We start from the raw sequence: 24,177 nt of genomic DNA, 5'->3' as shown, positions 1-24,177 counted from the left end.
ACCGCCGGTAACATGGGCGTCATGGCAGATTCAACTTTTGACATCGTCAGCAAGGTCGACAAGATGGAGGCCGACAACGCGCTCCACCAGGCGCAGAAGGAACTCTCTCAGCGCTACGACTTTAAGAACGTCGGAGCATCCGTCGACTGGAGCGGCGAAAAGCTGCTGCTCAAGGCCAGCTCGGAGGAGCGGGTCAAGGCCGTGCTCGAGGTTCTCGAACAAAAGTTCATCAAGCGCGGCATCAGCCTGCGCAGCCTCGACGCCGGGGAGCCGTTCCCCTCTGGCAAGGAGTACCGCATCGAAGCGAGCCTTAAGCAGGGCATCGCGCAGGAGGATGCGAAGAAGATCAACAAGATCATTCGCGACGAGGGCCCGAAGGGCGTGAAGAGCCAGATCCAGGGTGACGAACTGCGGGTCAGCTCCAAGAGCCGGGACGACCTTCAGGCCACGATGGCGCTGCTCAAGGGGGCCGACCTTGACGTGGACCTTCAGTTCGTGAACTTCAGGTAGCTCCGCGTGGGGATGGAGTGGGTCGCCACCTTCTGGGTGGTGTTCGGCATCATTGTGGATGTCGCCATTCGAGTCTTCGCCGTCGTCTATGTGCCCATAAACCGGCGCCCGCAGACGGCGATGGCGTGGCTCCTCGCCATCTTTCTGATCCCCTACGTGGGCTTCATTCTCTTTCTCGTCTTCGGCAACTCCAAGCTGCCCAAGAAGCGCCGCAACAAGCAGGACGAGATCAGCCGCTTCATCCTTGAGACCACTCAGGGTGTCGACGATGTGCGCAAGAACAGTCCGTGGCCGAGCTGGCTCGAAAACGCTGTGCTGCTCAACCGAACCCTGGGCGCGATGCCCATGGTCGGCGACAACTCCGCCAAGCTTTACCCACAGTACGAAGAGTCGCTCATTGCAATGACCGAGGCCGTTGATCGCGCGCGGCGGTATGTGCACGCAGAGTTTTACATTGTGGCGTACGACTCCACGACCAAGCCGTTTTTCACAGCGCTGGAGAACGCGGTCAAGCGAGGCGTCACCGTGCGCGTGATGCTCGACCACATCGCCTCGATTCGTAGTCCCGGCTATCGGCGCACCATCCGCAGGCTCAAGCAGGCCGGGGTGCAGTGGCAACTGATGCTGCCGTTCCAGCCTCTGCGCGGCAAGTACCAGCGCATCGACCTGCGCAACCATCGCAAGCTGCTCGTCGTCGACGGCGAAGTCGCGTTCACTGGCTCGCAGAACATGATCGACTCCAGCTACAACAAGCGGGGAAATCTTCGCCACGGCTTGCACTGGAAAGACCTCATGGTGCGCTTCGAGGGCCCCATCGTCGCCGGAATCAACGCCCTGTTCGTCACGGACTGGTACTCGGAGACCGATGAGATGCTGCCCCGTGAGCCGGCGGTGATCCGCAATGTGCGCCCAGAGCATCCGCTCGACGCTCAAGTCGTGCCCAGCGGCCCCGCGTTCAAGGGCGAGAACAACCTCCGCCTGTTCAACGACCTCATCTACGCCGCCGAGCAGCGGGTGATCATCACGAGCCCGTATTTCGTGCCGGACGAGTCGATGCTTTACGCCATCACCACGGCAGCGCAGAGCGGGGTCGACGTGCAGCTCTTCGTCTCAGAGGTCGCCGATCAAAAGGTCGTCTATCACGCTCAGCGCAGCTACTACGAGGCGCTACTGCGCTCCGGAGTGCGCATTTGGCTCTACGAATCCCCCATCGTGCTGCACGCCAAGCACTTCACGATCGATGACGATGTCGCCGTGATCGGCTCGAGCAACATGGATATGCGATCGTTCAGCCTCAACCTCGAAATCTCGATCATGGTGCACGGGCGCAGCTTCGTGCGGGACCTCCGCGAGCTGGAGCAGACCTACCGCGAACGCAGCCGGGAGCTGAGTCTCGACGAGTGGCTCACCCGCCCATTGCGCTCCGCTGTGCTCGACAACGTGGCCAGGCTCACCGCCACCGTTCAGTAGGTTTGGGCGGCCTCACGGCCGTCGTTGGCTAGACTCCACGGGTGACCGCCGCAGTATCAACGCCCCTCGCGGCGACCACCCCACCCGGTCGCCTTTTTATCGCACCACTCACCGGCATCCGCGCACTCGCCGCGTTCTGGGTCTTCCTGCGGCACTATCGCACCGAACTCATCGACGCCTTCCCCGGAATGCATCTGCTCGCGCCGCTCATGAACGTGGGCTATCTGGGCGTTGACCTCTTCTTCATCCTGAGCGGCTTCATCCTCACGGTCACCCACCTCGACACCATGACCACGCGCTACGACTGGCGCAAGAGCGTCGGGTTCCTCTGGCTCAGGCTCGGGCGGGTGTGGCCACTCACGGCGTTCGTACTCATGCTCTTTGGCACCTACTTCATCGTCATGTTCTGGATCACCGGCGACCCCGTCTGGGCCGCTGAGGTCGACGTGCCCAGGCTTGTTGAGCACCTCTTTCTCGTGCACGCCTGGTACCCGCACGAGCTCGACTGGAACGGACTCGACTGGTCGATCAGCGCCGAATGGATGGCCTACCTCACGTTCGGCCTCGGTGGCGTTCTGGTGCTCGCCCGCTACGCCAAGGTTGTGAGCCCGCGCGGCATGCTCATCACGATGGCGTTGCTCACGTTGCCCATGATCATCGTGGGGTTCAGCATGCAGGATGACACCATCCTGCTGTTCAGCAACGACAGCTGGGACATCATGGGCGGCATGGTCGCCGTCCGCGTGCTCACGGAGTTCTGGATCGGCGCCATCCTCGCTGTCTTTCTCAAAGACCGGATGCGTCGCGGCATCCAGTCCCGCGTACCTCTGCCCACCATCACTGCCGTCGCCATCGTCGTCGTGATCTACCTGGTCACCGCGTTCGACCCGCGCCGGTTCCCCCGCGCAGGGCAGCCCGAGTTCTATAACGGCGTCGACCAGATCGCTCCCACCGAGTCGATTATCGTGCTGCCGCTGCTCGTGCTGCTGATCGGAACCCTTGCCGTGTGCGGTCGCGACCCCCTCGCTCGGCTCCTCTCCACTCGGCCCTTCCTCGTGGGAGGACGCGTCTCGTACGCGCTCTACCTGTCGCATCCACTCGTCATCGGCGCGGGCCTGCTCGTCACCCAGCGCACGGGCGCGGCCGGAGGCTGGCTCGCCGTAATCGCCATCCTCGTGATGGCCGCCTCCTGGGTATTCGCGTGGGTTCTGTGGCGACTCGTTGAGGAGCCCGCACGCAAGACCGCCCGGCGCATGATGCCGGCGCGCTTCAGCGCGTAGCGCGCCGCGTCTGCGCCCGCGCCCGCTCCTGCTCGCTCGCTTCTCCCGCGCTTGGCCCAAGCTCAGGCCTTTTTCCGCTGAGGGGGCCCAAATGCGTCTTCCCCAGCGTCCGCAGGACGCATTGTGGACCCTTCAGGGTCCCGAGGCGCGGCCTCGCAGCGTCGAGTTCGCTTCTCCCCAGAGCGCAAACGTGTGCGCCGTTCACACCCGGGTGGCTTTTCGCTCGCGACGAGCCCCTGCCCCAGAAACCATGGGTCATGGCCGCTCGAATCCCGCTCCCGTCGCCACTCTCCGGTGGCCCATTCACGTCGCGTCAGGGCTACGCATCGGGCCTCAGCCCAAGTCGGCTCGCCGGCACCGACCTCGTTCGACCGTTCCACGGGGTCCGCACAACCGAAAGCTCGCTGAGCCTCGAAGCCCGATGCGCCGCCTTCCAGCTCAGGATGCCCCCCGACGCGTACTTCTGCTCGGTCACGGCTGCGCTGCTTCTGGGTGTCCCCCTCCCTCCCCGGCTTGAGTTGCGCCACGAATTGCACGTTGCCGTACCCGCACCCCGCCGGGCACTCAAGGCGGCGGGCACAATCGGTCACAAACTCCAGACATCCGAGTCGGATGTCTGGAGTTGGGCCGGTCTGCGCATCGCGTCGCCGGAATTCACCTGGTGCGAACTCGGCTCCGTGCTTTCTGTGCCTGACCTGGTCGCTGCGGGTGACTATTTGATCCACTGGCGCACTCCCCTGACCACACCCGGCCGACTCGAGGCGGCGATCACCACGATGCGGAAGCGCCGGGGATCTGTAGCTCTTCGTGAAGCGATCGCGTTACTCAACGGACGCTCCGAGTCTCGACCTGAATCGCTCGTGCGCGTCATGCTAGAGCGGGCCGGATTCACGGAGTACGCCGTGAACCTGCCGATTACAACGTCCAATGGAACGCGCTACCGGGCCGATCTCGCATTCGCCCGCGAGAAACTAGCTATCGAGTACCAAGGCGACCATCACCGAGGGGTCGAGCAATTCCGCACTGACATGACCCGCACGTCTCGTCTCCAGGAGGACGGCTGGTTCGTCATGCGGCTCAACGCGGATGATCTCTACGAACCATCGGAACTCCTCACTCGCATCCGTCGCGTCCTTGCCGCCCGTCGACGAGCCCGCGACTGATTCGCGCCTCCGGGTGGGGCCCCTGGGGCGCCTCCGGGTGGGCTGGGCCTCCGGGTGGGCTGGGCCTCCGGGTGGGCTGGCTCCCTCGAAGTGAGGGCGGCGAGCAGGATGCTTCGGCTCAGGGGTCCCAAATGAGTCATGACGCCCTCCGCAAGAACGCATTCGGGACCCCTCAGCGGGAGAGCAACCGGACGCCTCGGCTCAGGGGTCCCGAATGAGCGTCGGAGCGTGCCGCGAAGGCACATTTGGGACCCCTCAGCGTGCACGCGGGCGCGAGCAGCGCGAGCAGCGCGAGCTGCGAGCTGCGAGCTGCGAGGTGCGAGGTGCGGGGCGCGAGGTACGAGGTACGAGGCGCGAGCAGCGCGAGCTGCGAGGTGCGAGGTGCGAGGTGCGCGGGGCGCGAGCAGCGCCAGCAGCGGGAGCTACGAGCTACTCGCCCCGAGCGGCCTTGAGCATGTCGTCACGGTCTACGAGCTTGATGCGCTCGCGCCCCTGCTCCTCGCCGAGCTGCTTCTCGGCACCGTCGAGGTTGTGCCACCCCGTGAGGTCGGTGAACTCGACCCCGCGGGAGATGAGCAACTCCACAATGGCACGGGGATCGGGATGCTCGGGAGTCCACCAATCCGACTGGCTGTTGATGACGTGGCTGACCGTTTCCATGGCGTCACTCTTGGTGTGACCGATGAGGCCGACCGGCCCGCGTTTGATCCAGCCGGTAGCGAAGACGCCGCGCACGGGCTCATCGTTATCGTCGATGACCTGGCCTTCACGGTTGGGGATCACGCCACGGCGCTCGTCGAAGGGGATCCCGTCGAGCGGGGAACCAAAGTAGCCCACGGCACGGTAGAGACCCTGGATGGGCAGCTCGCGAATTTCGCCGGTACCGCGCACTCCGCCCTGGCCATCCGGCTCGGTGCGTTCGTAGCGCAGGCCCTGTACTCCGCTCTGCTCATCACCGAGCACCTCGAGCGGCTTGGCCCAGAAGTGCAAGTGCAGTCGGCGGGATGCCTCGCCGACGGGCCGCTCACGCCACGAGTTGAGCACCCGGTTGAGCACCATGATCTGCTTGTTCGTCTCGATGGCCATCTTGGAGGCCTCGTCGTCGATGAAGTCCTCGTCGTACACGATGATGTCGACATCGCGCAGTTCGCCGAGTTCCCGCAGCTCTAGCGGGGTGAACTTGACCTGGGCTGGCCCGCGGCGGCCGAAGACATGAACGTCGGTGACTTTGGACGCCTTGAGACCCTGATAGACGTTGTCGGGGATCTCGGTGACCAGCAGGTCATCGGCATGCTTGGCGAGCATCCTGGCTACATCGAGGGCGACGTTGCCGTTGCCGATCACGGCAACCGACTCGGTCTCGAGCGGCCATTCACGCGGAAAGTCGGGGTGGCCGTCGTACCAGTTGACGAACTCGGCGGCTCCGTAGCTGCGCGGCAGGTCGATGCCCGGGATGTCGAGCGGGGCATCTTGGACGGCGCCGGTGGAGAAAATGACGGCGTTGTAGTGCTGCTTGAGATCGTCGAGGGTGAGGTCGACTCCGTAGCGAACGTTGCCGAAGAGGCGGATGTCGCCGCGGTCGAGCACGTCACGGAGGGCATTGATGATGCCCTTGATGCGCGGGTGGTCAGGCGCGACCCCATAGCGAACGAGCCCATACGGTGCTGGCAGATGGTCGAACAGGTCGATTGAAACATCGAACTGCTTCTCGGCCTTGAGGATGATGTCTGCTGCGTAGATTCCGGCGGGGCCGGCTCCGACGATGGCGAGCCTGAGCTTGCTCATGGGTCATTCCTTTCGTATCGCGCACGGCGCGACGGGACGCGGGGCGTGATTCAGCTGGTGCGTTCGACGATCGACTCCGCGAACCGGGTGAGCGCCTTGCGCACCGGTCCCTGCGGGAGCGGGGCGAGAGCATTCTGTGCCTCGCGGGCCCACCGCTGTGCTTCGTCGAGTGTCTCTTGAGTTACGGGATGATTGCGCAGCTCGCGGATCGCTTCGACGAGCTCGCCGTCGCCATCGGCCGCTCGGCCGACCTCGATGCGCGCGAGCAGCGCTGCGGCGTCAGGGTCGGTCTCCGCCTGCCGCTGCAGAAGGAGTGTCGGCATGGTCACCACTCCCGCGCGAAGATCGGTGCCGGCAGTTTTGCCGGTCTCTTCGAACTCCGTTGAGAGGTCGATGACGTCGTCGACGAGCTGGAAAGCGATGCCGATCTTCTCGCCGAACTCCTCGACCGCTGGCTTGTATTCGTCTGGCGCTCCGGAGTAGGAGAGGCCGATGCGGGCGGCCGCCGCAATGAGCGAACCGGTCTTGTCGGCGAGGACCTGGATGTAGTGGGCAACAGGGTCTTCGCCTTCGCGCGGACCGATCGTCTCGTGCAGCTGGCCGAGGCACAGCCGCTCAAAAGTGTCCGCCTGCATGCGGATGGCTTCTTCGCCGAGGCTCGCGATGAGCTTGCTGGCACGGGCAAAGAGGAGGTCGCCGGTAAGGATGGCGACGGAGTTGCCCCACACCTCTTGGGCGCTGGGTACGCCCCGGCGCATATTCGCCTCGTCCATTACGTCGTCGTGATAGAGCGACGCGAGGTGTGTGATTTCCAGCGCAGTGGCCGCGATGACGACCTTCTCACTGCGGCCCGAGCCCAGCTGAGCCGCGAGCAGCGTGAGCGTGGGCCGCACGCGCTTGCCACCGGCTTCGAGCAGGTAACGGCTCGTGACATCCGCAAGCTCATCGGCGAAGGCAACTTCGCTGAGCAGTGCCGCCTCAACATCTTCGAGGCCACGCTCGACGTCGCTGACGACACGACGCTCCTCTGGCGACGAGAAGATTGCCTCGCCGAGCCCGAGGGATGCCGCCATGCCGAAGCGGCGGCGGACGCCGGAGACTCTGCCGTTCACTCGATCACCTATATCTTTTGGGCCCAGAAGTCGCGGGCGACGGTCACTCGGATGCGATCGGCTTGCGACCGCGGTGAAGAGCCACAATGCCTGCGGTGAGGTTGCGGTGGCCGACGCGGGTGAACCCTGCTCCCCTGATCCACTGGCTCAGGATCGCCTGGTCTGGCCAGTCGGAGATCGACGTAGCGAGGTAGGTGTATGCCTCGGGATTGGAGCTCGTGGCTCCGACAACGGCGGGCATGACGTAACGCATATAGGCGTTGTAGCCCGTGCGAACTACCGCCGCTGGTGGCGTGGAGAACTCGCAGATGAGCAGTCGGCCGCCGGGCTTGAGCACTCGATACATCTCGGCGAGAGCCTTGCGCGGGTCCTTGATGTTGCGGAGCCCGAACGAGATGGTGACGACGTCGAACTCATTGTCGTCGAACGGCAGGTCCATCGCATCGGCCTGAACGAACTCGATGTGGGGATTACGGGTGCGACCGACATCGATCATCCCCTGCGAGAAGTCTGCTGCGACGACGCGGGCTCCACTGCGGGCGAGCACGGCTGAACTCGTGCCGGTTCCCGCGGCGATATCGAGGATGCGCTCCCCCGGCTGCGGGTCGATCGCGCGCACAACGGCGTGCCGCCACAGGGCCGAATTGCCCATGGAGAGAAAGCCATTGGTGCGGTCGTAATGGCGCGCGACCTCGTCGAACATCGCCGAAACCTGATCCGGTTGCTTGCTGAGGTCTGCTGTAGCCACAACCAAAGTCTAGCCGGGCCGCGAGTAGGCTGGCTGGGTGACCGAAGCAGCACCGCAGATCCCCGCGCTGACGGTCGAGACCAGCCCGATCGCCGACCCCGGCCCCCTCGCCGCGCACCTCGATCGCGACCGGCCTCTTCTCTGGCGACGCAGGGGCTTTGGCATCCGTGGACACGGAGAAGCGGTACGGCTGGAGTTCTCCGGCGAGCACCGCATGACGGATGCCGCGGCGGCATGGAAGCAACTGGTTGCCGCCGCCACGATCACCGATCCGCTGCGAGTTCCCGGCACCGGCCTGGTCGCCTTCGGCACGTTCACTTTTGCCGCCGACTCCGCGCAAACGAGCGTGCTGATCGTTCCCTCGGTGGTCGTCGGCCGCGCCGAGGGACGGTTCTGGCTTACGCGCATTCGCCAGAGCACCGATGCCAGCACCGGCACCGGCACCGACGGGCCATTCGCCGCAGACCTGCCCGCTACCGAACCTCTCGGCACCCGGCCGCATGTAGCGCTCACGCCCGGTTCGCTCTCGCCCGAGGGTTACACGACGATCGTGGGCGAAGGGGTGCGCCGCATCCGCGATGGCCTGCTCAGCAAGGTGGTGCTGGCCCGGGATTTGACGGGTCGCCTGGACGACGGCGGCGACATCCGCACGACCATCGCAACCCTGGCCGATGGCTATCCCGACTGTTGGACTTTTGCTGTTGACGGGTTCTTTGGCGCGAGCCCCGAGACGCTGGTCGGGGTGCATTCCGGCACCGTCACGGCCCGGGTTTTGGCCGGGAGTGCGGCGCGCGGAACCGACGCCGCGAGTGATCTCGACGCCGCGACCGCCCTCGCCACCTCTACGAAAGATCAGGACGAGCACGAGTTCGCCGTGCAGAGCGTGCTGTCGTCTCTGCGACCACACAGCCGTGGCGTCGTGGCGAGCGAGACGCCGTTCACGCTCAAGCTGCCCAACCTGTGGCACCTCGCGAGCGATGTGGAGGGGCTTCTCGACGATGGCGCAACCTCGCTCGACCTGATCCAGTCGCTGCACCCGACGGCGGCGGTGGCGGGAACCCCCACACCGGATGCCGTGCGTCTGCTGGGCGAGCTCGAACCGTTTGACCGGGAACGCTATGCCGGGCCCGTCGGCTGGGTCGATGCCGATGGTGACGGCGAATGGGCTGTCGCGCTGCGCAGTGCCCAGCTTGATGCGGACGGCACGGTGACGGCGTGGGCGGGGGCAGGAATCGTGGCCGATTCTGTTCCAGAACAGGAGCTCGTGGAGACCCGGATGAAGTTTCGGCCCATCGCTGACGCGTTCGACCCCGCGGAGTAGAACGCCAGCAGAACCGCAGATCGGCTAGCTTGCCGCCAACCTTTTCTTCTCGAACTCGACGTCATAGTTGGCGGCGGGCCAGTGCGGATCGATTTCGCGGAGCGTCTGCAGGAGCAGCCTCTGCACGGCCACCCTGGCATACCACTTGTGGTCCGCTGGCACTACATGCCACGGGGCAACGTCGGTCGACGTACGCTCGAAGGCAGCCTGGTAGGCATCCATATAGTCGGGCCAGAACATGCGCTCATCTACGTCGCCCGGGTTGTACTTCCAGTTTTTCTCGGGTCGCTCAAGCCGCTGAGACAGGCGCCGCTTCTGCTCGTCGTGGCTAATGTGCAACATCACCTTGATGATCGAGGTTCCCGCCTGCTCAACCTGCGACTCAAAGTCGTTGATCATGCCGTAGCGCGGCTCGATCACATCGGGGGGCGAAAACCCGCGCACCCGATGGATGAGCACGTCCTCGTAGTGAGAGCGGTCGAAGACGCCGATCATTCCCGCGGCCGGCAGCTCACGCCGCACCCGCCAGAGAAAATCGTGCGCCTTCTCCTCCTCCGTCGGCGCCTTAAACGCGTGGATGCTAATGCCCTGGGGGTCTACCCCGCCGACCACATGACGCAGGATGCCGCCCTTGCCCGCGGTATCCATGGCTTGGAGCAGCAGCAAAACGCTGCGTTCGCCGCCGAATCGGCTCTCGGCCCACAGGCGCTCCTGCAGGTCGGCAAGCTCACTGTTGGTGCGCCGGAGTTCGCGCTTGCCGTCTGCCTCGTCGCCGTCGAACCCCGGCGTCGCAGCGGGGTCGACATCCGATAGTCGAAATAGCGCGCCAACCCGCAGGAGTGTTGACGGCTCGGCCGCCCAAAAGGTTTCCGCGCTTTTCGACGACTCAGTCATGCGGTGATGCTACCCGCGCCCCACCCGCTTCAGCAGACCAGCATCAGCGAGGCAGCGGCACGTCAATCAGGGTCGGGCCACCGGATGTGGTGAGCGCCTGATCGAGCTCACTGCGCGTGCCTGCCCGCACATACTCCCAGCCATAAGCCTCAGCGAGCGCCCTGAGGTTGACGTTCTGAGGGGTATAGAGCACCCGATCGAACGCGGCGGATGCCGTGGTCGCCGCGACCTCGAGGCCATCGAAGATGGTTCCCCCGCCGTCGTTGCCGACGATGATCTGGATGCGGGGGCGCAGTTCTCCCGCGCCGAACAGCAGGCCTCCCGGCTCATGGAGCAGGGTGATGTCGCCTAGGAGGAGCCGGGTCGTTCCCGTGGCAGCGCCTTCGGCCTGGCTGGCGAGTGCGATGCCGATGGCCGTGGAGACGGTCCCGTCGATGCCGGCAAGGCCCCGGTTGGCGTGCGCGCGAATCTTCTTGCCCTGCACAGCTCGGTCGACCTCACGGATGAGGCGGGAGGACCCGAGAACGAGCCGGTCGTGCGGCCACGTTGCCCTCCACACGGCGTCGGCGACGGCCCGACGCGTGAGGGGGGCGCGAAGCGCCGCGAGGGTCTGTCGTTGGAACGCGGCCGTGACGGATCCGTCGATCGAATCAGGCGCATCGATAACGGGGCTGTCGTCGCCAGCCTCGACGATGGCACGGCTTGCGTGCACCCAGCGCCCAGTCCATGACCGATCCGGGTCGGGGGGACCCGAGATCTCGATGCCATCGACGATGGAATCCGCCCGGTGGCCGGGGTTGTAATCCTCGGGAGAGGCGCCGCGCACAACGATCGTGTGAATGCCCGAGCGTTCGATCAGCGCGGGAATTTCGCGGCTCAGGGTGGGGTGGCCGAACACAATGACGCGGCGGACCAGGCCGCCGAAGTCGTCGTTGCGGAGGAGCTCTCGGTAGGCGGCAACGAGGTTGGGGCCAAACCGAGCACCACTCGTGACCTCTGCAAGAAGAGGCGCCCCCAGCGCCCGGGCCGCGGTCTCGGCTACGTCGCCTGCCCCGTGGCCGGCCACGACGACGGTGCCCGGCTCGGCAGAGATCGTGAGGATCTCGGCCCCGGGTCTGGCGGCGCGCGACGAGGCTGAGGGTGCTGGCGAGGGTGCAGCAGTCAACGCCGCAGCCGGCAGCTCGCCTACGGGGCCGGAGAGCGGCTCGGTGAAGGCAACGTTCAGGTGGGCTGGCCCGGCAGAGCCCGAGTGGCCCGCAGCGGCAGCGAAAACCTCACCGGCAAGCTCGGCCACGGATTCCGGATCGTGGTGGCCGCTGCCGAGTGCGTCAACATCCCTCGTGAAGCGCGTGGCGTTGCCGAAGATTCCGTGCTGATGCGTGGTTTGGTTGGAGCCGATTCCGCGCAATACCTGCGGCCGATCCCCCGTGATCACAATGAGCGGAATGCCGGCGTGATAAGCCTCAAGAACCGCGGGATGGAGATTGGCGACGGCTGTGCCCGACGTCGTGATCACCACGGACGGGACGCCGGTCTCCACGGCAAGCCCCAGCGCCAGGAACGCCGCGGAACGCTCATCGATGCGCACATGAAGGCGCACACGGCCCGCCGCTTCAAACTCAGCAGCGACCAGAGCGAGTGCCTGCGACCGAGAACCGGGGCTCACGACGATGTCGCGCACACCGAGGTCGATGAGTCGACCGAGCAGGGCGACCGAGAACCCCGTCGCGGGGCTGTCGGGTGCCATCAGTCCTTGTTGGTGTCGTTCGAGGGGCCGCTGTCGTTGCTCGGACCCGTCTTCTGGTCACCCGTGCCGTCGTCGTCGAGCTCGGCTAGCTTGGCCTCAAGATCGCGGATGCGCTGATCGTGTTCACGATCAGAATCGACCTGCCGCAAGAAGGCGAGGTCGTCATCCGGGTACATCGGGCGGGCGGGCTTGGCGCCGCGCTTGTTGGGACGATCCTTGCCGATGGCAAACCAGAGCACGCCACCGAGGATGGGGAGAAGGATGACGATGAGAACCCAGGCGGGCTTGGGCAGGCCGCGCATGCGGATCGCAGCGGTGCGGGTGCAATCGACGATGGAGAAGACCCAGAACGCAAGCAGTAGTGCGCCGGCGAAGACGGTCAGAAAGGCGCGCATGAGCAGAGTCTACGCCAGCCTGCCGGGAAAGGGCTGGCTCGGATGAGCTGCACAGACGGGGCGATAGCGGGCGCTGAGCGGGCACCCGGTGGACTGGCAGCGGGTGCCTCGGTTATTGCCAGGGAGCATCCGTTTAGACTCAACGGGTGAAGACATCGACCCGCTGGCTGCTCTACTCGTTCATTAGGGTCGGCCTGTTCGCCGCACTTTTTGCCGGGCTTATGCTCATCGGCATCGAGTGGTGGCTCTCTGCGCTCTTCGCGACCGTTCTGGCCTTTGCGATCTCGTACCTTCTGCTGCACAAGACGCGCGACGAGTTGGCGCTCGACCTGCAGCACCGACGCACGCACGGATCCGTCGATGTGGATGCCGACGCCGAGAACGACGACAGTGACTCTGTGTCGTATCCCGCGGCCCGCTCGACCGACGAGCCGACCACACCCTCCGACCGCTGACGGCCAGAGGGCGCAGCGCTCCCTAAGCAGAAAGCTCGAGCGCGTGCTCTGCCGCAATGCGGCCGAAGCAGTTGGCCTCTGACAGGTTGGAGCCGCCCGCCGGATACAGCAGCCCATAGACCTGGCCGAGCTCGCCCGCACCATATAGCCCCGCGATCGGCTTGCCGAATGGGTCCAGGATCTGCGCGTGCTCGTTGCGGCGCGGTCCACCACTCGTGTTTGAGCCGCCCGGGTACATGGGAACGCAGTAGAACCTGTCGCCGTCGAGAGGCGTGAGGCTCTCGACGGGCCGCCCCTGGGCATCCACCCCCGACTCACAACCCCGGTTGTAATCGGCGACAGCGGCGGCGGCAACCTCAGGCTCGAGCACACCCGCATTGCGCGCTGCCTCTTCGATTGTCGAGCCCTGCGAGATCCAGCCTGCCGCGAGCTCCTTGCGGTTGTCGTAGCTCCAGTCGTAGATGCCGACGCGGTGAACACCGGCGCGGCGAGGGATGAGCGGGCCGGCATCAAGACGCTTTTGGTCGAAGAACCAGTAGCTGGGGATGCGCGGGTAGTCGAAGGTATCGGAGTCGTACGACAGCAGGTGGTAGTAGAAAGCGTGGCCGAGGCTCGCCTGTGGCGCCTCGTTGGCGAACCGCTTGCCGTGCTTGTCGGTGATGACGTAGCCACCGGGCTCGGGGTCGGCCATAACGTCGAGCGGTGTGACTTCGAGCATCACGTTGACGAAGCTGCCGTCCTCCTTGGTGAAGTGTCCGACACCCCGACCGATCATCTGGTTCATGTGCCAGAGGTCGGCGCCGACCTCCTGCGCCATGCGAACGCCGTCACCGGTGTTGCCGGGGTTGCCGTAGAAGTGCATGGGGTAGGCCTTGAGATAGTTGAGCTTGAGCTCTTCGTCGAATTCGTAGCCGCCCGTCGTGAGAACAACGCCGCGGTCGCCATACGTGCTGTGTTCGCCGGTGTGACCGTGCTGCACGCCGATGACGCGGCCGTCGACGTCCCGAATGATGTGCTGAGCGGGCGAGTCATAGATGACGGTGATGTTGTCGTAGCGCGAGATTGCCTTCTGTAGGGCCTCGAAGTAGTCGTAGCCCATGCGTAGCTCGGGACGCTCGCCGTCCTTGGCGCGCAGACCTGAGAAGTAGACGCCGCCCTCGAGCGCTTCGGCGATCGGGCGGCCGTCGGCGAGAAGTCCCTGTCTAAACTCGTCGATCGCCTCGGTTCCCTCAAAGGGATGCTCGCCACCCCTCACCCGCTCAAGGTGGAGATCGAGACCCATGTCGTCATGCCACTGCTTGAGCGTCGCAGCCTTCTCGACCCAAGCACGAGAGACGGCTGCGGGAATCATGCCGCCCGAGCAGCGGTCCATGTAGGTGAAGGCGCCCTCCACGTCGTTGACCCCGAACATGAAGCCCATCGACATGCGAATGTTGGGGGTATGGGCGTCTTCGGGCTGCTTCTCGATGATGACAACGTTCGCGCCTGCCCGGGCTGCTGTCAGAGCGGTCGACGAGCCAGCGGCACCGAAGCCTACGACGACAAGATCGAAATGGTTGCCATGGGGAGAAGTGGGCAAGGTGATTCCAATCGGGTCGAACGTCAATGGTCGATGTGCCTGGCGGCTGAGGCCAGGCTAGGAGCGCGCCGGGGATTGCAGAAAGACCAAAGCGTGAGGATTTATGCGCATCCGCGTATATGTCGAGTCGCGACCACGACATATATCTGCACACCGATATCAATCCCGGGTATCCAGTCTTTGCCCTCCGCGGGGCCCGCCCTCGATAGTGGTGGTATGACCGTCTTCAGCTTTCTTGAGAGCCGCCCAGCATCCCTGCCGGAGGGTTCCCGCCTTTACTCGTTGACCTTTCGCCCGCACCACGCTCAGAAAAATGGTCTGCCTGCGGATCTCGCATCGATCGCCTACGCTGTCGACGGCCCGGAAGCCGTTGCGGGGGCCAGCCTGGTGATCCCTGCAGAGGGCCAGCTCATGTTCGAGCGCGACGGATCCGGGCCCGGCCGCGGAGGTGTTCTGCGTCTGCTGCTCAACATTCGCCGCCCCGACATCAGCCGTGAGCAATTCGCCCACCACTGGCGCACGGTGCACGCGCAGCTCGCCATCGAACGCAACCCCCACTACGACTACTACATCACCAACATCTCAACCGATCCCGCGAGCGTGTGGGACGGCGTGCTGCAGGAGTGGTTCCCGTCGGAGGAAGCGTTCGTCATCCACGAGACTGGTCTGCAGAATGTGAAGAAGGCAGTCTCTGACGACTACCCCCTGTTCCTCGCCGACTCGCAGGAGTGCCCGCAGTGGCTCGCCGTTGAAATCGCCGACTGACCCAGCGCGACGACAAGGATTACTCATGACTATCGACGGTCTCGCCGGAAAATCGATCATCGTCACTGCGGGCGGCAACGGCATCGGCCTCGCCACCGCCCGCGCCCTCGTTGAGAATGGCGCCAGGGTCGCCATCGTCGATATCTCGGCTGACGCTGTAACCGCCGCCGTTGCTGAACTCGGCAGCGACAAGGCCATCGGTATCACGGCAGATGTCGGTTCTCTCCCCGACGTGGACAGCTACTTCGACGAGTGCATCGACCGCTTCGGTCGCGTTGACGCGCTCTTCAACAACGCGGGAATCACCGCTCCGCGTGTGCCGCTGGCCGACCTCGACCTTACGGCGGCGGCGAAGCTGCTCGATGTGAACATTATGGGCACTGTAAGAGGGATGCAGCGAATGATCGCGCATGCCCGCGATCACGGTCAGGGTGGCACCATCCTCAACACGTCATCGGGCACTGCGCTTCAGGGTGCTCCCAACACGGGCTTCTACTCCGCCACCAAGGCGGCCATCATCTCGCTGACGAAGACTGTAGCGATTGAGGCGGCGGAGTACGGCATTCGGGTCAACACGATCTTGCCGGGCCCCACCGAGACCCCAACGCTTCTCGCCGCTCCCGAAGAGCGCAAGGCGTTCTTTCTGAGCACCGTGCCGCTCGGTCGCTTTGGCAAGCCGACCGAGGTTGCCGGGCTCGCCGCCTGGCTGCTGAGCGACCAGAGCAGCTACTGCACCGCCGGTGTCTTTGCGGTCGACGGCGGCTCGTCGGCGTAACGCGCCGAGCATCCATTTCACTTTTTCCTGGCGGCTCGACGACCGCCCGACGATTGGCTCCCATGAAGAAACCCATCCTTCTCGCGTGCGGCGACTACGACCGCACCTCTGCGCTCACGACCGGGCGCGTTCAAGCAGAGGGCCTGGACCTCAACGTGCTCAACCTGCCCGTCGAGGAGATCTTCTACCGCACGGCCGTGTACGGCGAGTTCGATGTCTCAGAGATGTCGCTCTCGTCGTACTCGCTCACGCTTGAGCGCAAGAACGAGTTCGTGGCTATCCCCGTGTTTCCGTCGCGGGCGTTCCGTCACAACGGCGTCTATGTCAACGCCAATTCGGGCATTGAGACGCCGCAGGATCTGATCGGCAAGACCGTGGGTGTCGCCGAGTACCAGATGACCGCAACCGTGTGGATCCGTGGCTTCCTCGCCGAGGACTACGGCGTGCCCGTCGACTCGGTCAAATACCGCACGGGCGGGCTCCACACCCCTGGCCGTCACGAGAAGATCGCCATCACTCCTCCCGGAATCGACATCGCCCCCATCCCGGAGGGCAAGACCCTCGACGCGATGCTCATCAGCGGCGAGATCGATGCCCTGCATACGCCTCGCCTGCCCAACTCCTATCTCGACCCCAATCCCAATGTGCGCCGCCTATGGGAGAACACAGAAGAAGAAGAGCTCGCCTACTTCGAGCGGACCGGCATATTCCCGATCATGCATGTCGTGGTGATTCGCCGTGATGTCTACGAGCAGAACCGCTGGATGGCCCGGTCCCTCATGAAGGCATTCACGGAGGCGAAGAAGATCGTCACCGATAGAGCCGAGGAGACCGCGGCGCTCAGCAGCATGAACCCCTTTAGCTACCTTGCCGCTCGCAAAGTGCGCGAGACGATGGGGGACGACTACTGGTCTTACGGTCTGGAGCCCAACCGTGCGACCCTCGCAGCGTTTCTGCGCTACTCATACGATCAGGGCCTCATCACGAAGCTCCACGAGCCAGAGGACCTGTTCGCCCCCGAGACGCTCACGAACTTCGTCATTTAGGACTCCGTCATGCCCGTGATCGATGCGCAACTTCACGTGTTTGAATCGAACACGGCAGCACGACCGTGGACGGGCGCGGGCTCGCCTCTTGCGGAGGCCACAGGGGCACAGACCATGGCTCTGATGGATGCCGCCGGCGTCGACTCGGCGATCATCGTGTCGCCCTGGCTCAACTACCTCGCCGACACGTCATACGCCTTCGAGGTGGCCGAGCGGTTCCCGGGGCGATTCTGTGTAGTCGCGCCCGTCGACCCGCGCCGAGTCGACCAAGCAGAGTTCGTCGCAGAATGCGCCAGCAACAGCAGACTCGTCGGGCTGCGGCTCATGCTGTGGGCACCAGCCGAGCGCGAGAAGCTCGCCTCCGGCGGTTACACCGAGCTACTCGGCGAGCTAGAGAATCGCGGCATTCCGCTGTGCGTTGCCCTGGGTCCCAGCACGGCGGATGCTCGCCTCATCGCCGAGCGAAACCCCAGCTTGAATGTTGTGATCGACCACCTCGGGCTCGGCTCCTCCTCCGTTCCACCGGCGCCCGAGCATCCGTTCGATCGGCTGCCCGAGATTCTCCGGCTGGCTGCGCTGCCCAACATCGCCGTGAAGGCGACAGGCATGCCTGCGCTCTCGCACGAGCAGCACCCCTACCCGGACATCCACGAGCAGATGCAGGCCCTGCTCGCTGCCTATGGCCCGCAGCGGGTGATGTGGGGCACCGACTGGACTCGCACGCACGCGTTTCTCAACTACTCCGATGGCGTGACCTGGCTCGATTCCACAGGACTCTCTCGTCATGAGCTCGCCCTCGTGCGGGGCGGTTCCGCTCAGGAGCTTTTCGGCACTCACCGAGCACTCAGCTGATCATCGGCCACCACTCCGCTAACTCGCACAATTGCGTGGCACTCTCCGGAGCAGAGCACCATTCACTCACAAGGGGTCAGACGCACCTGCATGACCCTTCACTCGGAGACGAAAGAAGACAATCATGTCGAACCCACTCGATTTTCTCGGACACATCGATCGACTCGCCTCTGGCGCGTTCGACACCGCTCGCGGCCCGCGACTGATGCCGGTCGACCTGTTCCGCGAGGGTGACCAGTATGTGCTCAATGCCGACATGCCCGGAATCGACCCTTCGAGCGTCGACCTCGACGTGGACGGGCAACTGCTCACGATTAGGGCAGAACGCCGCGCTCCCGTGAATGAATCGGTCAAATGGCTCAGCCACGAGCGGCCCTATGGCAGCTACATGCGCCAATTCACGCTCGGAGATGGAGTCGACGTTGAACGCATCACGGCAACCTACGAGAACGGGGTGCTCTCAGTGACTGTGCCCGTTGCCGAGCGGGCAAAGCCCCGCAAGATTGAGATCACCTCGAAGGAGGGCGAGCGCAAAGAGATGAGTTCTTAGCTCTCTTCGACCCGTGAGCGGGGGTGCTGGCACCGCCTTTTAGCGCGTGCTGGCACCCCTCACCAGGTACTCATAGCCAGCGCGCAGTTGGGCCGGCACCCACTCGAATTCGGCCAGATCAGCGTCAGATGCCCAGGTCTTGACCTCGCCAGCGCTCAGCGCGCTGAGCATCGTTGTCGCGGCGCGCTCCAGCAGCACCGCCGTCATGACCGCCGTGGCAACATCCGGCCCCGTCATGGCGAAACCATGCTGGGGCATGAGCACCCCGGCGTTCTCGGCGAGAACCTCAGCCAGGCGAACGCCCATCTCGGCGTTTCGGATGAGGTTCATCGTCTCGGTGAAGCGGGGCAGTTGAGGCTCGGCAAACAACATGCCCGCATGCGTGAGTGGCCGCATGGGCACCTCAAGAGCGCACCATGCGTTGACCGCGTCGCTATGGGCATGCACGACCGAGTTCACATCGGGACGTGCCCGATAGATCGACGTGTGGATGTAGAACTCAATATGCCGGGGCCCGTCGCCGACGACGACATTGCCGTCCCAGTCAACTAGCACGACATGATCGGGGGTTATCTCCTCGAAGCCGAGACCCGATGACTTCATCCAAACGCCTCTGCCATCGCGGTCGCGCACCGAGACGTGGCCCCACACGAGGTCAGAAAGCCCACCGAACGCGAGCGCCCGGCTCGCGTCGCTGACGAGCTGTGCGGTCTCTGCCTCGTAGAGCAGATCTCTAGCCGAATCGGTCGTCGTCATGATGCATCCCCTCCCCTCTGGCCTAATGGCCGGCGGGGCCACCATCGCCGAAGAGAACCGAGACGTTCTTGGCCTGCGTCCAGGAGAGGATCTCCTCGTGGTTCTCCTCGCGCCCGATACCGGAGTTCTTGTAACCACCGAATCCGCTGCCGAGAAAGTGGCGGGAGGTCTCGTTGATCCACACATAACCGGCCTGGATGTCCCGCGCGTAAGCGTGGGCCGTACGCAGATCCTGCGTGAACGCACTGGCGGTGAGGCCATACTGCACACTGTTGGCGATCGTGAGCGCCTCGTCGTAGGTGTCGAACGGCATTGCCGCAAGCACAGGGCCGAAGATCTCCTCCTGTGCGAGGCGGCCGTAGGGGTCAACGTTGTCGAAGAGGGTCGGGCGCACGAAGAGGCCCTGGGCAAGCTCGCCTTCGGTGACCTGGTAGCCGCCGGCAACGAGGTCGGCTCCTTCAGACTTGCCGATCTCGATGTACTTCATAACCTTGTCGAACTGCTGCTTGTTCACGATCGCACCGGTGTCGGTGTTCTCGTCGTGGGGCATGCCCGAGCGGATGGCCTCCATCTTCTCGGCGAGAGCATCGACAACGCGGCGGTGGAGTGATCGGTGCACGATAAGACGAGAGGTCGAGCCGCACGACTGGCCCTGCCACGTGAAGTTCATGCCATTGAGCGCCCCCGCGATTGCCTTGTCGACATCCGCGTCGGGAAAGATTACGAGTGGGTTCTTGCCGCCGAGCTCGAGGGTGACGTGCTTGACGCCCACCTCGGCTGCGCGACGCTGAATCATGCGGCCCGTGCCGTCGGCACCAATGAATGCGAGACGTTGAACGTCGGGGTGAGCGACAAGCGCGTCGCCCGCCTCGTGGCCGTATCCCGTGATCACGTTGATGACGCCGGGAGGGAAGATCTCGTTAATGATGTCGGCCGCAGCAAGCGACGAGAGTGATGTGTGCTCAGACGGCTTGGTGACGACCGTGTTGCCAGCCGCAAGGGCTCCCGCCATCTTGCCGACCGTAAAGAGCAGGGGGTGGTTGAACGCGCTGATGCGGCCAACGACACCGTAGGGCTGGCGAAGCGAGTACATCAGGCGCTCGCTGCTGGAGGGGATGGTCGCGCCCTGGGCCTCAAGAACGAGTCCCGCGTAATAGCGAAGCTGTGCTGCGGCGACGTTGCTGTCGCGGCGCATCTCGTGAAGCGGGCTGCCGTTATCGAGGGAGTCGAGGGCGGCCAGTTCTTCACCATTGGCCTCGATGGCGTCGGCAAGACGGTCGAGGTATTTGGCGCGCTGCAGGGGCTCAAGGGCCGCCCATGCGGGGAAGGCCGACTTGGCGGCGGCGACAGCATCGTCGACATCCGCAGCGGTAAGTCGCGGAATCGTGGTGATGACCTGGCCGTTCGACGGGTTGATCACGTCGATCGTCGCACCGTCGGAGGCGCCGCGGCGCTCGCCCCCGATCAGGGCAAGGTTGGAGATGCCGGTGGCGGAAGCTGTGTCAGTGATGGTCACGATGGGTCCTTTGGTTGGAACGAAGTCAGGGCGCGAGCGACTAACGCGGAGTGGTCGCGAGGCGAGCAAGCTCGCGCAATTGCTCATCGCTGGAGTCGCGCCGGTTGTTGCGGCGGAACGGGCTAGTCGCCCCGGCCTCAAAGAACTCGTCTTCTGCCGTGTCGATGAGCTCGTCGGCCTCAAACGCCGAGGGGATACCCGCTGCCGCATAAAGTTCGGGCAGCAGATCGATCTCGAGGCTGACCTCCCGTGAGACGACGCTGCGGTTGAACTCCGCGACGATCGGCAGCAGCACACCGTTTTGGCGGCCGTGAGAGATGCGAATCTTCGACGAGCCAGAGAGGGCGTGGATGAGGCTCAGCCCGGCATTGCCGCAGGCGAAGTTGGCCATGGTCGACGCCTCGAGCAGCGACTGAAGGTCTTCGGGGCGGCGCTCCTTGAGCGCACGAGGGAGGGTCTCGCGAATCGTACGCACCGCGGCGAGCGCAACGGTGTCGGTGAACCGGGTTGCTCCCTTTGCCCAGAGGGCTTCGAAGCCGTGGCTGAGGGCATCCGCAGCAGCATCGCGCATGGGAACCTCGGGGAGCCCGACGAGAAGATTGCCGTCGAGAACCGCGATATCGGGCTCATAACCCCAGCCACGCATGCCAACGTTGTGGCTGCTCTCGGTGTTGTAGAGCACGAATGCGTTGGAGACCTCGCTGCCGGAGCCTGCAGTGGTGGGAACCGCGATGAAGGGAGCGGGGCGCTGCGGCGCAAGGCCGATTCCTTCATACTGCTCGACGGGGGCGTCGTTGGTGAGGAGCAGCGCGACGGCCTTGGCCTGGCTGAGTGCACTGCCACCACCCACGCCGATGACGATATCTGCGCCTGCGGCTGTCGCCTCTGCGGCCGCAGCCTCCGACGCGATGATCGTGGGGTCGACCTCGGCAAGACCGACAAAGACAACAGCGGAACCGAGCTGCTGCTCGAAGCGATCGAGCACGCCGACTCGTTTGAGTCCCGCGTCGCCGATAAGGGCGATGCGGCTGCCGCCGAGCGTCGCGACGTGATCGAGGAGCGAATCGCTCGAACCAAGTCCTGCATAGACCCGGGTGGGGTTGGTGTAGAGCGCAGTCATCGTTGTCCTTCGTATGTGGGCAAGGGAGTCGGCACGTCTGCGTGCGCTCAGGCATCCCCGGCGATCACAAGACTAGGCAGAGGGCCGATGCCGAGGGAAAGACACAACCGCGGGTGACTTATTATGGGGGCGATATAAACGCCGCTCCTCCCCCACCTCAGCGGCGAGAAGGAGTGATCGATGGCGATCGAAATCCGCCACCTGCGGCAATTCTTGGCTGTTGCGGAAGAACTGCACTTCACCCGCGCGGCTGAGCGACTGCACCTTGCGCAGCCCGCCCTCAGCGCTCAGGTGAAGAAGCTTGAAGAAGAGCTAGAGATCCAGCTCTTGATTCGCAGCACCCGCGCCGTGCAGCTCACCGCAAGCGGCGAAGAGTTCGCGGCAAAGGCTCGTATCGCCGTCGAGGCTTACGACGATGCCCTCGCGACCGCAGCCCAGCTGCGTGGTGGCGGTGCCGGCCACTTTAGTTTGGGCATCAACCCGCGCATGCAGCCCCGAATCCGCATGGGCATCCTGCGTCGCCTTGAGGCAATTAGCCCCCGACTCACGCTCGACTTTGTCAGCGAGAGCAGTGTTCGTCTGGTGAGCGCCGTCATAGAGGGCCGCCTCGATGCTGCGGTCGTCGTTGCCCCCACCCACACCGCGACCCTGCGATCGGTGCTCGTGCGCAACAGCCCCCTCGTCGCGGCCCTGCCCTCTACTCACCCGTGCGCCACAGCCGACTCGGTGACGCTCTGGGACCTGCGCGATGACGAATGGATTCTGCCAAGCGCCAACGTGTTCGCCTCAAATTCCATGATGCAGACCCTGTGCCTAGAGGCAGGCTTCCGCATGAAGGTGTCGACCAAGGCCACGAGCAACTACGACGAAGACTTCATCGCGGTTCGCGAGGGCAACGGAATCGAGGTCGTACCCGAGAACTTCGCTCCCGCCAGAGTCAGCGACGACATCGTGTTCGTGCCAATCGAGAGTGCGACGATTCCGATTTATATGATCGCCCAGGCGTCGAACGAAAGCCGCGCCCTCGGTGCGGTCTTCAAGGCGGTGGTCGACCCCGATAAGAAGCTTGCTTCGGCAGCCGCGACGGCAGCCGCAGCGAGCTAGTTCGTCGCTGCGTAGCCCTCCTAGCGGTGGGAGAACGGGATCAGGCCCGGCGCGAGAGCCTCGAAAGTGAAGATGCCAATTCCCGTGGGGCCCCCGGCCAGCAGGACCCCGAAGGTTTCGCCGGGCCGGATGGCCACGTGCGTTGTGCGCGGATAGTCGCGCAACGGGTTGGTACCCGGAGTGACGACGCCGATTGGGTTGGCCTCGGAGTCGAGCACCTCGACTCTGGCACCGTCGTACATCGCCTGATAGACGTTGTCGGCGGAGTCCACGGTGGTCGAATCGCAGAGGCCACCGGTGAAGTGGGCATAGACGCGTGATTCCGGCGCTTGGCGGCCCTCTAGTTCGACTCCGATGAGGCGATTGGTGAGGTGCTCGCTCACCCAGAGTCGCTGCTCATCAACAGACAGCGCAATTCCGTTGGGCATCGCAACGCCGCCGAGCAGCAGAGACTGCTCCCCATCCGGCGTTACCTTGATCACACGGCCTGTCGGATTCATGGCCGTGCCTTGAAAATCGTTGTAGTACATGGTTCCGTCGGCCGCGAAGACGAGGTCATCGGGAACAACGGGGGTGCCGTCGAACTCGCCGACCACGGTGCGATAGCCGGTGCCATCGGCGTTTGCGCAGGCGATGCGACCGCCGCCGTGCTCGCCACCCGTAAAGTCGGCGAAGAAGAGTCGGCCGTCTCGATGAATCACGAGCGAGGCAAGCTGAATGCCGCTGTCGGCGATGATGCGCTCGACCTCATTGGTTTCGGGGTCCCAGCGAAACACTTTGTAGCCATCGGGATCGGGGAAGGCGCTGATAAAGAACATGCGGCCGCTGCGGTCGAAGGCTGGGCCCTCGGGAATGGGGTTCATGCCGCCTGGCGTATCTCTTCCGACAAGGCGTTCGAGCACGGGCGCGGCAACAATGTGACGCAGTTCTCGCCCGTGTCGTGCTGCCGGTTGCGTGGTGATCGCCATTGATTCTCCTCGTGCCATGGTTCGGTGCTGCGGTTCGGTGTCGTTCACTGTAGCTGCGGGCACGGTGACGGATGCCCGGCGAATGAGACAGATCGGCCGCCATTGATACTGCACCATGGATGATGGCGAGCACTTCGCTCCCCTCATGCGCCCTCAGACGACCCGAGCATGCGGATCTCATAGCTGCGCGCTTATGAGTCTGAAGCCATCTGTCTTTCCGTCGGCGCCGGGGTTGACCGTATTCTGCCGAGGATGCTAGCGGTGCG

Annotated in this window: 23 protein-coding genes; 12 read left to right on the top strand and 11 right to left on the bottom strand. The window is 64.4% G+C overall.

The genetic code is table 11. The features are described 5' to 3' along the window. The first annotated feature begins 21 nt into the window (after positions 1-21). From C2138_RS00980 to C2138_RS00965, 4 genes are all read left to right on the top strand, one after another. Entirely contained in the window at positions 22-510 is a 489-nt protein-coding gene (locus C2138_RS00980; RefSeq protein WP_108518653.1) for a YajQ family cyclic di-GMP-binding protein, read from the top strand. 12 nt (positions 511-522) lie between these two features. Beyond that, positions 523-1,980: a cardiolipin synthase gene (gene cls / locus C2138_RS00975; protein ID WP_108514812.1), complete on the top strand. Its 1,458-nt coding sequence runs from the start codon at positions 523-525 to the stop codon at positions 1,978-1,980. A gap of 41 nt (positions 1,981-2,021) precedes the next feature. Continuing rightward, positions 2,022-3,260 (top strand): acyltransferase family protein, encoded by a 1,239-nt coding sequence (locus tag C2138_RS00970; protein ID WP_108514810.1) that lies wholly within the window; start codon positions 2,022-2,024, stop codon positions 3,258-3,260. Between the two features lie 257 nt (positions 3,261-3,517). Next, positions 3,518-4,423 carry an endonuclease domain-containing protein gene (locus tag C2138_RS00965; protein ID WP_108514808.1) on the top strand — a complete coding sequence of 302 codons (906 nt, stop codon included), beginning with the start codon at positions 3,518-3,520 and terminating at the stop codon, positions 4,421-4,423. Between the two features lie 429 nt (positions 4,424-4,852). Here the strand turns inward: C2138_RS00965 and C2138_RS00960 are convergent, their stop codons facing one another. The 3 genes from C2138_RS00960 to ubiE form a co-directional block, all read right to left on the bottom strand. Further along, positions 4,853-6,208 carry an FAD-dependent oxidoreductase gene (locus tag C2138_RS00960; protein ID WP_108514806.1) on the bottom strand — a complete coding sequence of 452 codons (1,356 nt, stop codon included), beginning with the start codon at positions 6,206-6,208 and terminating at the stop codon, positions 4,853-4,855. 50 nt (positions 6,209-6,258) lie between these two features. Continuing rightward, positions 6,259-7,281, bottom strand: a complete 1,023-nt coding sequence (locus C2138_RS00955) for a polyprenyl synthetase family protein (protein WP_108518651.1) — start codon at positions 7,279-7,281, stop codon at positions 6,259-6,261. An 82-nt stretch (positions 7,282-7,363) separates the two neighbouring features. Continuing rightward, entirely contained in the window at positions 7,364-8,068 is a 705-nt protein-coding gene (gene ubiE, locus C2138_RS00950) for a bifunctional demethylmenaquinone methyltransferase/2-methoxy-6-polyprenyl-1,4-benzoquinol methylase UbiE (RefSeq protein ID WP_108514804.1), read from the bottom strand. Positions 8,069-8,105: 37 nt separating this feature from the next. Between ubiE and C2138_RS00945 the strand changes: the two genes are divergently transcribed. After that, positions 8,106-9,389, top strand: a complete 1,284-nt coding sequence (locus C2138_RS00945) for an isochorismate synthase (RefSeq protein ID WP_199286553.1) — start codon at positions 8,106-8,108, stop codon at positions 9,387-9,389. 24 nt (positions 9,390-9,413) lie between these two features. Here C2138_RS00945 and C2138_RS00940 read toward each other — a convergent pair whose 3' ends face one another. From C2138_RS00940 to C2138_RS00930, 3 genes are read right to left on the bottom strand one after another with little or no spacing between them, the layout of a single operon-like run. After that, a complete protein-coding gene (locus C2138_RS00940) occupies positions 9,414-10,283 on the bottom strand; it encodes a polyphosphate kinase 2 family protein (protein WP_108514802.1) in 870 nt (289 codons plus the stop codon). Positions 10,284-10,326: 43 nt separating this feature from the next. Next, positions 10,327-12,030 (bottom strand): 2-succinyl-5-enolpyruvyl-6-hydroxy-3-cyclohexene-1-carboxylic-acid synthase, encoded by a 1,704-nt coding sequence (menD, locus tag C2138_RS00935; protein ID WP_108514800.1) that lies wholly within the window; start codon positions 12,028-12,030, stop codon positions 10,327-10,329. Continuing rightward, positions 12,030-12,425 (bottom strand): PLD nuclease N-terminal domain-containing protein, encoded by a 396-nt coding sequence (locus tag C2138_RS00930; RefSeq protein ID WP_108514798.1) that lies wholly within the window; start codon positions 12,423-12,425, stop codon positions 12,030-12,032. Before C2138_RS00930 ends, menD begins: the two co-directional genes overlap by 1 nt. Positions 12,426-12,571: 146 nt before the next feature. On the opposite strand from C2138_RS00930, the gene C2138_RS00925 reads away from it, so the two are divergent. Continuing rightward, positions 12,572-12,880 (top strand): DUF4229 domain-containing protein, encoded by a 309-nt coding sequence (locus C2138_RS00925; RefSeq protein WP_108514796.1) that lies wholly within the window; start codon positions 12,572-12,574, stop codon positions 12,878-12,880. Between the two features lie 22 nt (positions 12,881-12,902). Here the strand turns inward: C2138_RS00925 and C2138_RS00920 are convergent, their stop codons facing one another. Next, positions 12,903-14,459, bottom strand: a complete 1,557-nt coding sequence (locus tag C2138_RS00920) for an FAD-dependent oxidoreductase (RefSeq protein ID WP_159078100.1) — start codon at positions 14,457-14,459, stop codon at positions 12,903-12,905. A 216-nt stretch (positions 14,460-14,675) separates the two neighbouring features. Between C2138_RS00920 and C2138_RS13560 the strand changes: the two genes are divergently transcribed. From C2138_RS13560 to C2138_RS00895, 5 genes are all read left to right on the top strand, one after another. Continuing rightward, entirely contained in the window at positions 14,676-15,224 is a 549-nt protein-coding gene (locus C2138_RS13560; RefSeq protein ID WP_159078099.1) for an EthD domain-containing protein, read from the top strand. A 25-nt stretch (positions 15,225-15,249) separates the two neighbouring features. Then, positions 15,250-15,999, top strand: coding sequence for an SDR family NAD(P)-dependent oxidoreductase (locus C2138_RS00910; protein WP_108514792.1), 750 nt, complete (start codon positions 15,250-15,252; stop codon positions 15,997-15,999). Positions 16,000-16,061: 62 nt separating this feature from the next. Then, the gene (locus C2138_RS00905; RefSeq protein WP_108514790.1) at positions 16,062-17,045 is read left to right on the top strand and encodes an ABC transporter substrate-binding protein; all 984 of its coding nucleotides are present in this window, start codon (positions 16,062-16,064) and stop codon (positions 17,043-17,045) included. A 9-nt stretch (positions 17,046-17,054) separates the two neighbouring features. Then, a complete protein-coding gene (locus C2138_RS00900) occupies positions 17,055-17,897 on the top strand; it encodes an amidohydrolase family protein (protein ID WP_108514788.1) in 843 nt (280 codons plus the stop codon). Between the two features lie 124 nt (positions 17,898-18,021). After that, complete coding sequence (locus C2138_RS00895) at positions 18,022-18,447, top strand: Hsp20/alpha crystallin family protein (protein ID WP_108514786.1); 426 nt, start codon at positions 18,022-18,024, stop codon at positions 18,445-18,447. A gap of 39 nt (positions 18,448-18,486) precedes the next feature. Here the strand turns inward: C2138_RS00895 and C2138_RS00890 are convergent, their stop codons facing one another. From C2138_RS00890 to C2138_RS00880, 3 genes are read right to left on the bottom strand one after another with little or no spacing between them, the layout of a single operon-like run. Next, positions 18,487-19,203 (bottom strand): class II aldolase/adducin family protein, encoded by a 717-nt coding sequence (locus tag C2138_RS00890; protein WP_108514784.1) that lies wholly within the window; start codon positions 19,201-19,203, stop codon positions 18,487-18,489. 22 nt (positions 19,204-19,225) lie between these two features. Continuing rightward, a complete protein-coding gene (locus C2138_RS00885; RefSeq protein ID WP_158268825.1) occupies positions 19,226-20,719 on the bottom strand; it encodes an aldehyde dehydrogenase family protein in 1,494 nt (497 codons plus the stop codon). 40 nt (positions 20,720-20,759) lie between these two features. After that, complete coding sequence (locus C2138_RS00880) at positions 20,760-21,839, bottom strand: iron-containing alcohol dehydrogenase (RefSeq protein ID WP_108514780.1); 1,080 nt, start codon at positions 21,837-21,839, stop codon at positions 20,760-20,762. 180 nt (positions 21,840-22,019) lie between these two features. On the opposite strand from C2138_RS00880, the gene C2138_RS00875 reads away from it, so the two are divergent. Then, a complete protein-coding gene (locus C2138_RS00875) occupies positions 22,020-22,943 on the top strand; it encodes a LysR family transcriptional regulator (RefSeq protein WP_108514778.1) in 924 nt (307 codons plus the stop codon). Between the two features lie 20 nt (positions 22,944-22,963). On the opposite strand, the gene C2138_RS00870 is transcribed toward C2138_RS00875, so the two are convergent. After that, positions 22,964-23,911, bottom strand: coding sequence for an SMP-30/gluconolactonase/LRE family protein (locus tag C2138_RS00870; RefSeq protein WP_159078098.1), 948 nt, complete (start codon positions 23,909-23,911; stop codon positions 22,964-22,966). Between the last annotated feature and the right edge of the window lie 266 nt (positions 23,912-24,177).

The organism is Salinibacterium hongtaonis, assembly GCF_003065485.1.
Classification (GTDB): domain Bacteria; phylum Actinomycetota; class Actinomycetes; order Actinomycetales; family Microbacteriaceae; genus Homoserinimonas; species Homoserinimonas hongtaonis.
This window is presented reverse-complemented; position numbering and strand designations above follow the sequence as displayed.

Excerpts from the sequence above, each read along its gene's own strand:
- C2138_RS00980 (WP_108518653.1), top strand. The coding sequence starts at position 22 with ATGGCAGATTCAACTTTTGACATCGTCAGCAAGGTCGACAAGATGGAG.
- cls (WP_108514812.1), top strand. The coding sequence starts at position 523 with ATGGAGTGGGTCGCCACCTTCTGGGTGGTGTTCGGCATCATTGTGGAT.
- C2138_RS00965 (WP_108514808.1), top strand. The coding sequence starts at position 3,518 with ATGGCCGCTCGAATCCCGCTCCCGTCGCCACTCTCCGGTGGCCCATTC.
- C2138_RS00960 (WP_108514806.1), bottom strand. The coding sequence starts at position 6,208 with ATGAGCAAGCTCAGGCTCGCCATCGTCGGAGCCGGCCCCGCCGGAATC.
- C2138_RS00955 (WP_108518651.1), bottom strand. The coding sequence starts at position 7,281 with ATGGCGGCATCCCTCGGGCTCGGCGAGGCAATCTTCTCGTCGCCAGAG.
- C2138_RS00940 (WP_108514802.1), bottom strand. The coding sequence starts at position 10,283 with ATGACTGAGTCGTCGAAAAGCGCGGAAACCTTTTGGGCGGCCGAGCCG.
- menD (WP_108514800.1), bottom strand. The coding sequence starts at position 12,030 with ATGGCACCCGACAGCCCCGCGACGGGGTTCTCGGTCGCCCTGCTCGGT.
- C2138_RS00930 (WP_108514798.1), bottom strand. The coding sequence starts at position 12,425 with ATGCGCGCCTTTCTGACCGTCTTCGCCGGCGCACTACTGCTTGCGTTC.
- C2138_RS13560 (WP_159078099.1), top strand. The coding sequence starts at position 14,676 with ATGACCGTCTTCAGCTTTCTTGAGAGCCGCCCAGCATCCCTGCCGGAG.
- C2138_RS00910 (WP_108514792.1), top strand. The coding sequence starts at position 15,250 with ATGACTATCGACGGTCTCGCCGGAAAATCGATCATCGTCACTGCGGGC.
- C2138_RS00905 (WP_108514790.1), top strand. The coding sequence starts at position 16,062 with ATGAAGAAACCCATCCTTCTCGCGTGCGGCGACTACGACCGCACCTCT.
- C2138_RS00900 (WP_108514788.1), top strand. The coding sequence starts at position 17,055 with ATGCCCGTGATCGATGCGCAACTTCACGTGTTTGAATCGAACACGGCA.
- C2138_RS00895 (WP_108514786.1), top strand. The coding sequence starts at position 18,022 with ATGTCGAACCCACTCGATTTTCTCGGACACATCGATCGACTCGCCTCT.
- C2138_RS00890 (WP_108514784.1), bottom strand. The coding sequence starts at position 19,203 with ATGACGACGACCGATTCGGCTAGAGATCTGCTCTACGAGGCAGAGACC.
- C2138_RS00880 (WP_108514780.1), bottom strand. The coding sequence starts at position 21,839 with ATGACTGCGCTCTACACCAACCCCACCCGGGTCTATGCAGGACTTGGT.
- C2138_RS00875 (WP_108514778.1), top strand. The coding sequence starts at position 22,020 with ATGGCGATCGAAATCCGCCACCTGCGGCAATTCTTGGCTGTTGCGGAA.
- C2138_RS00870 (WP_159078098.1), bottom strand. The coding sequence starts at position 23,911 with ATGGCGATCACCACGCAACCGGCAGCACGACACGGGCGAGAACTGCGT.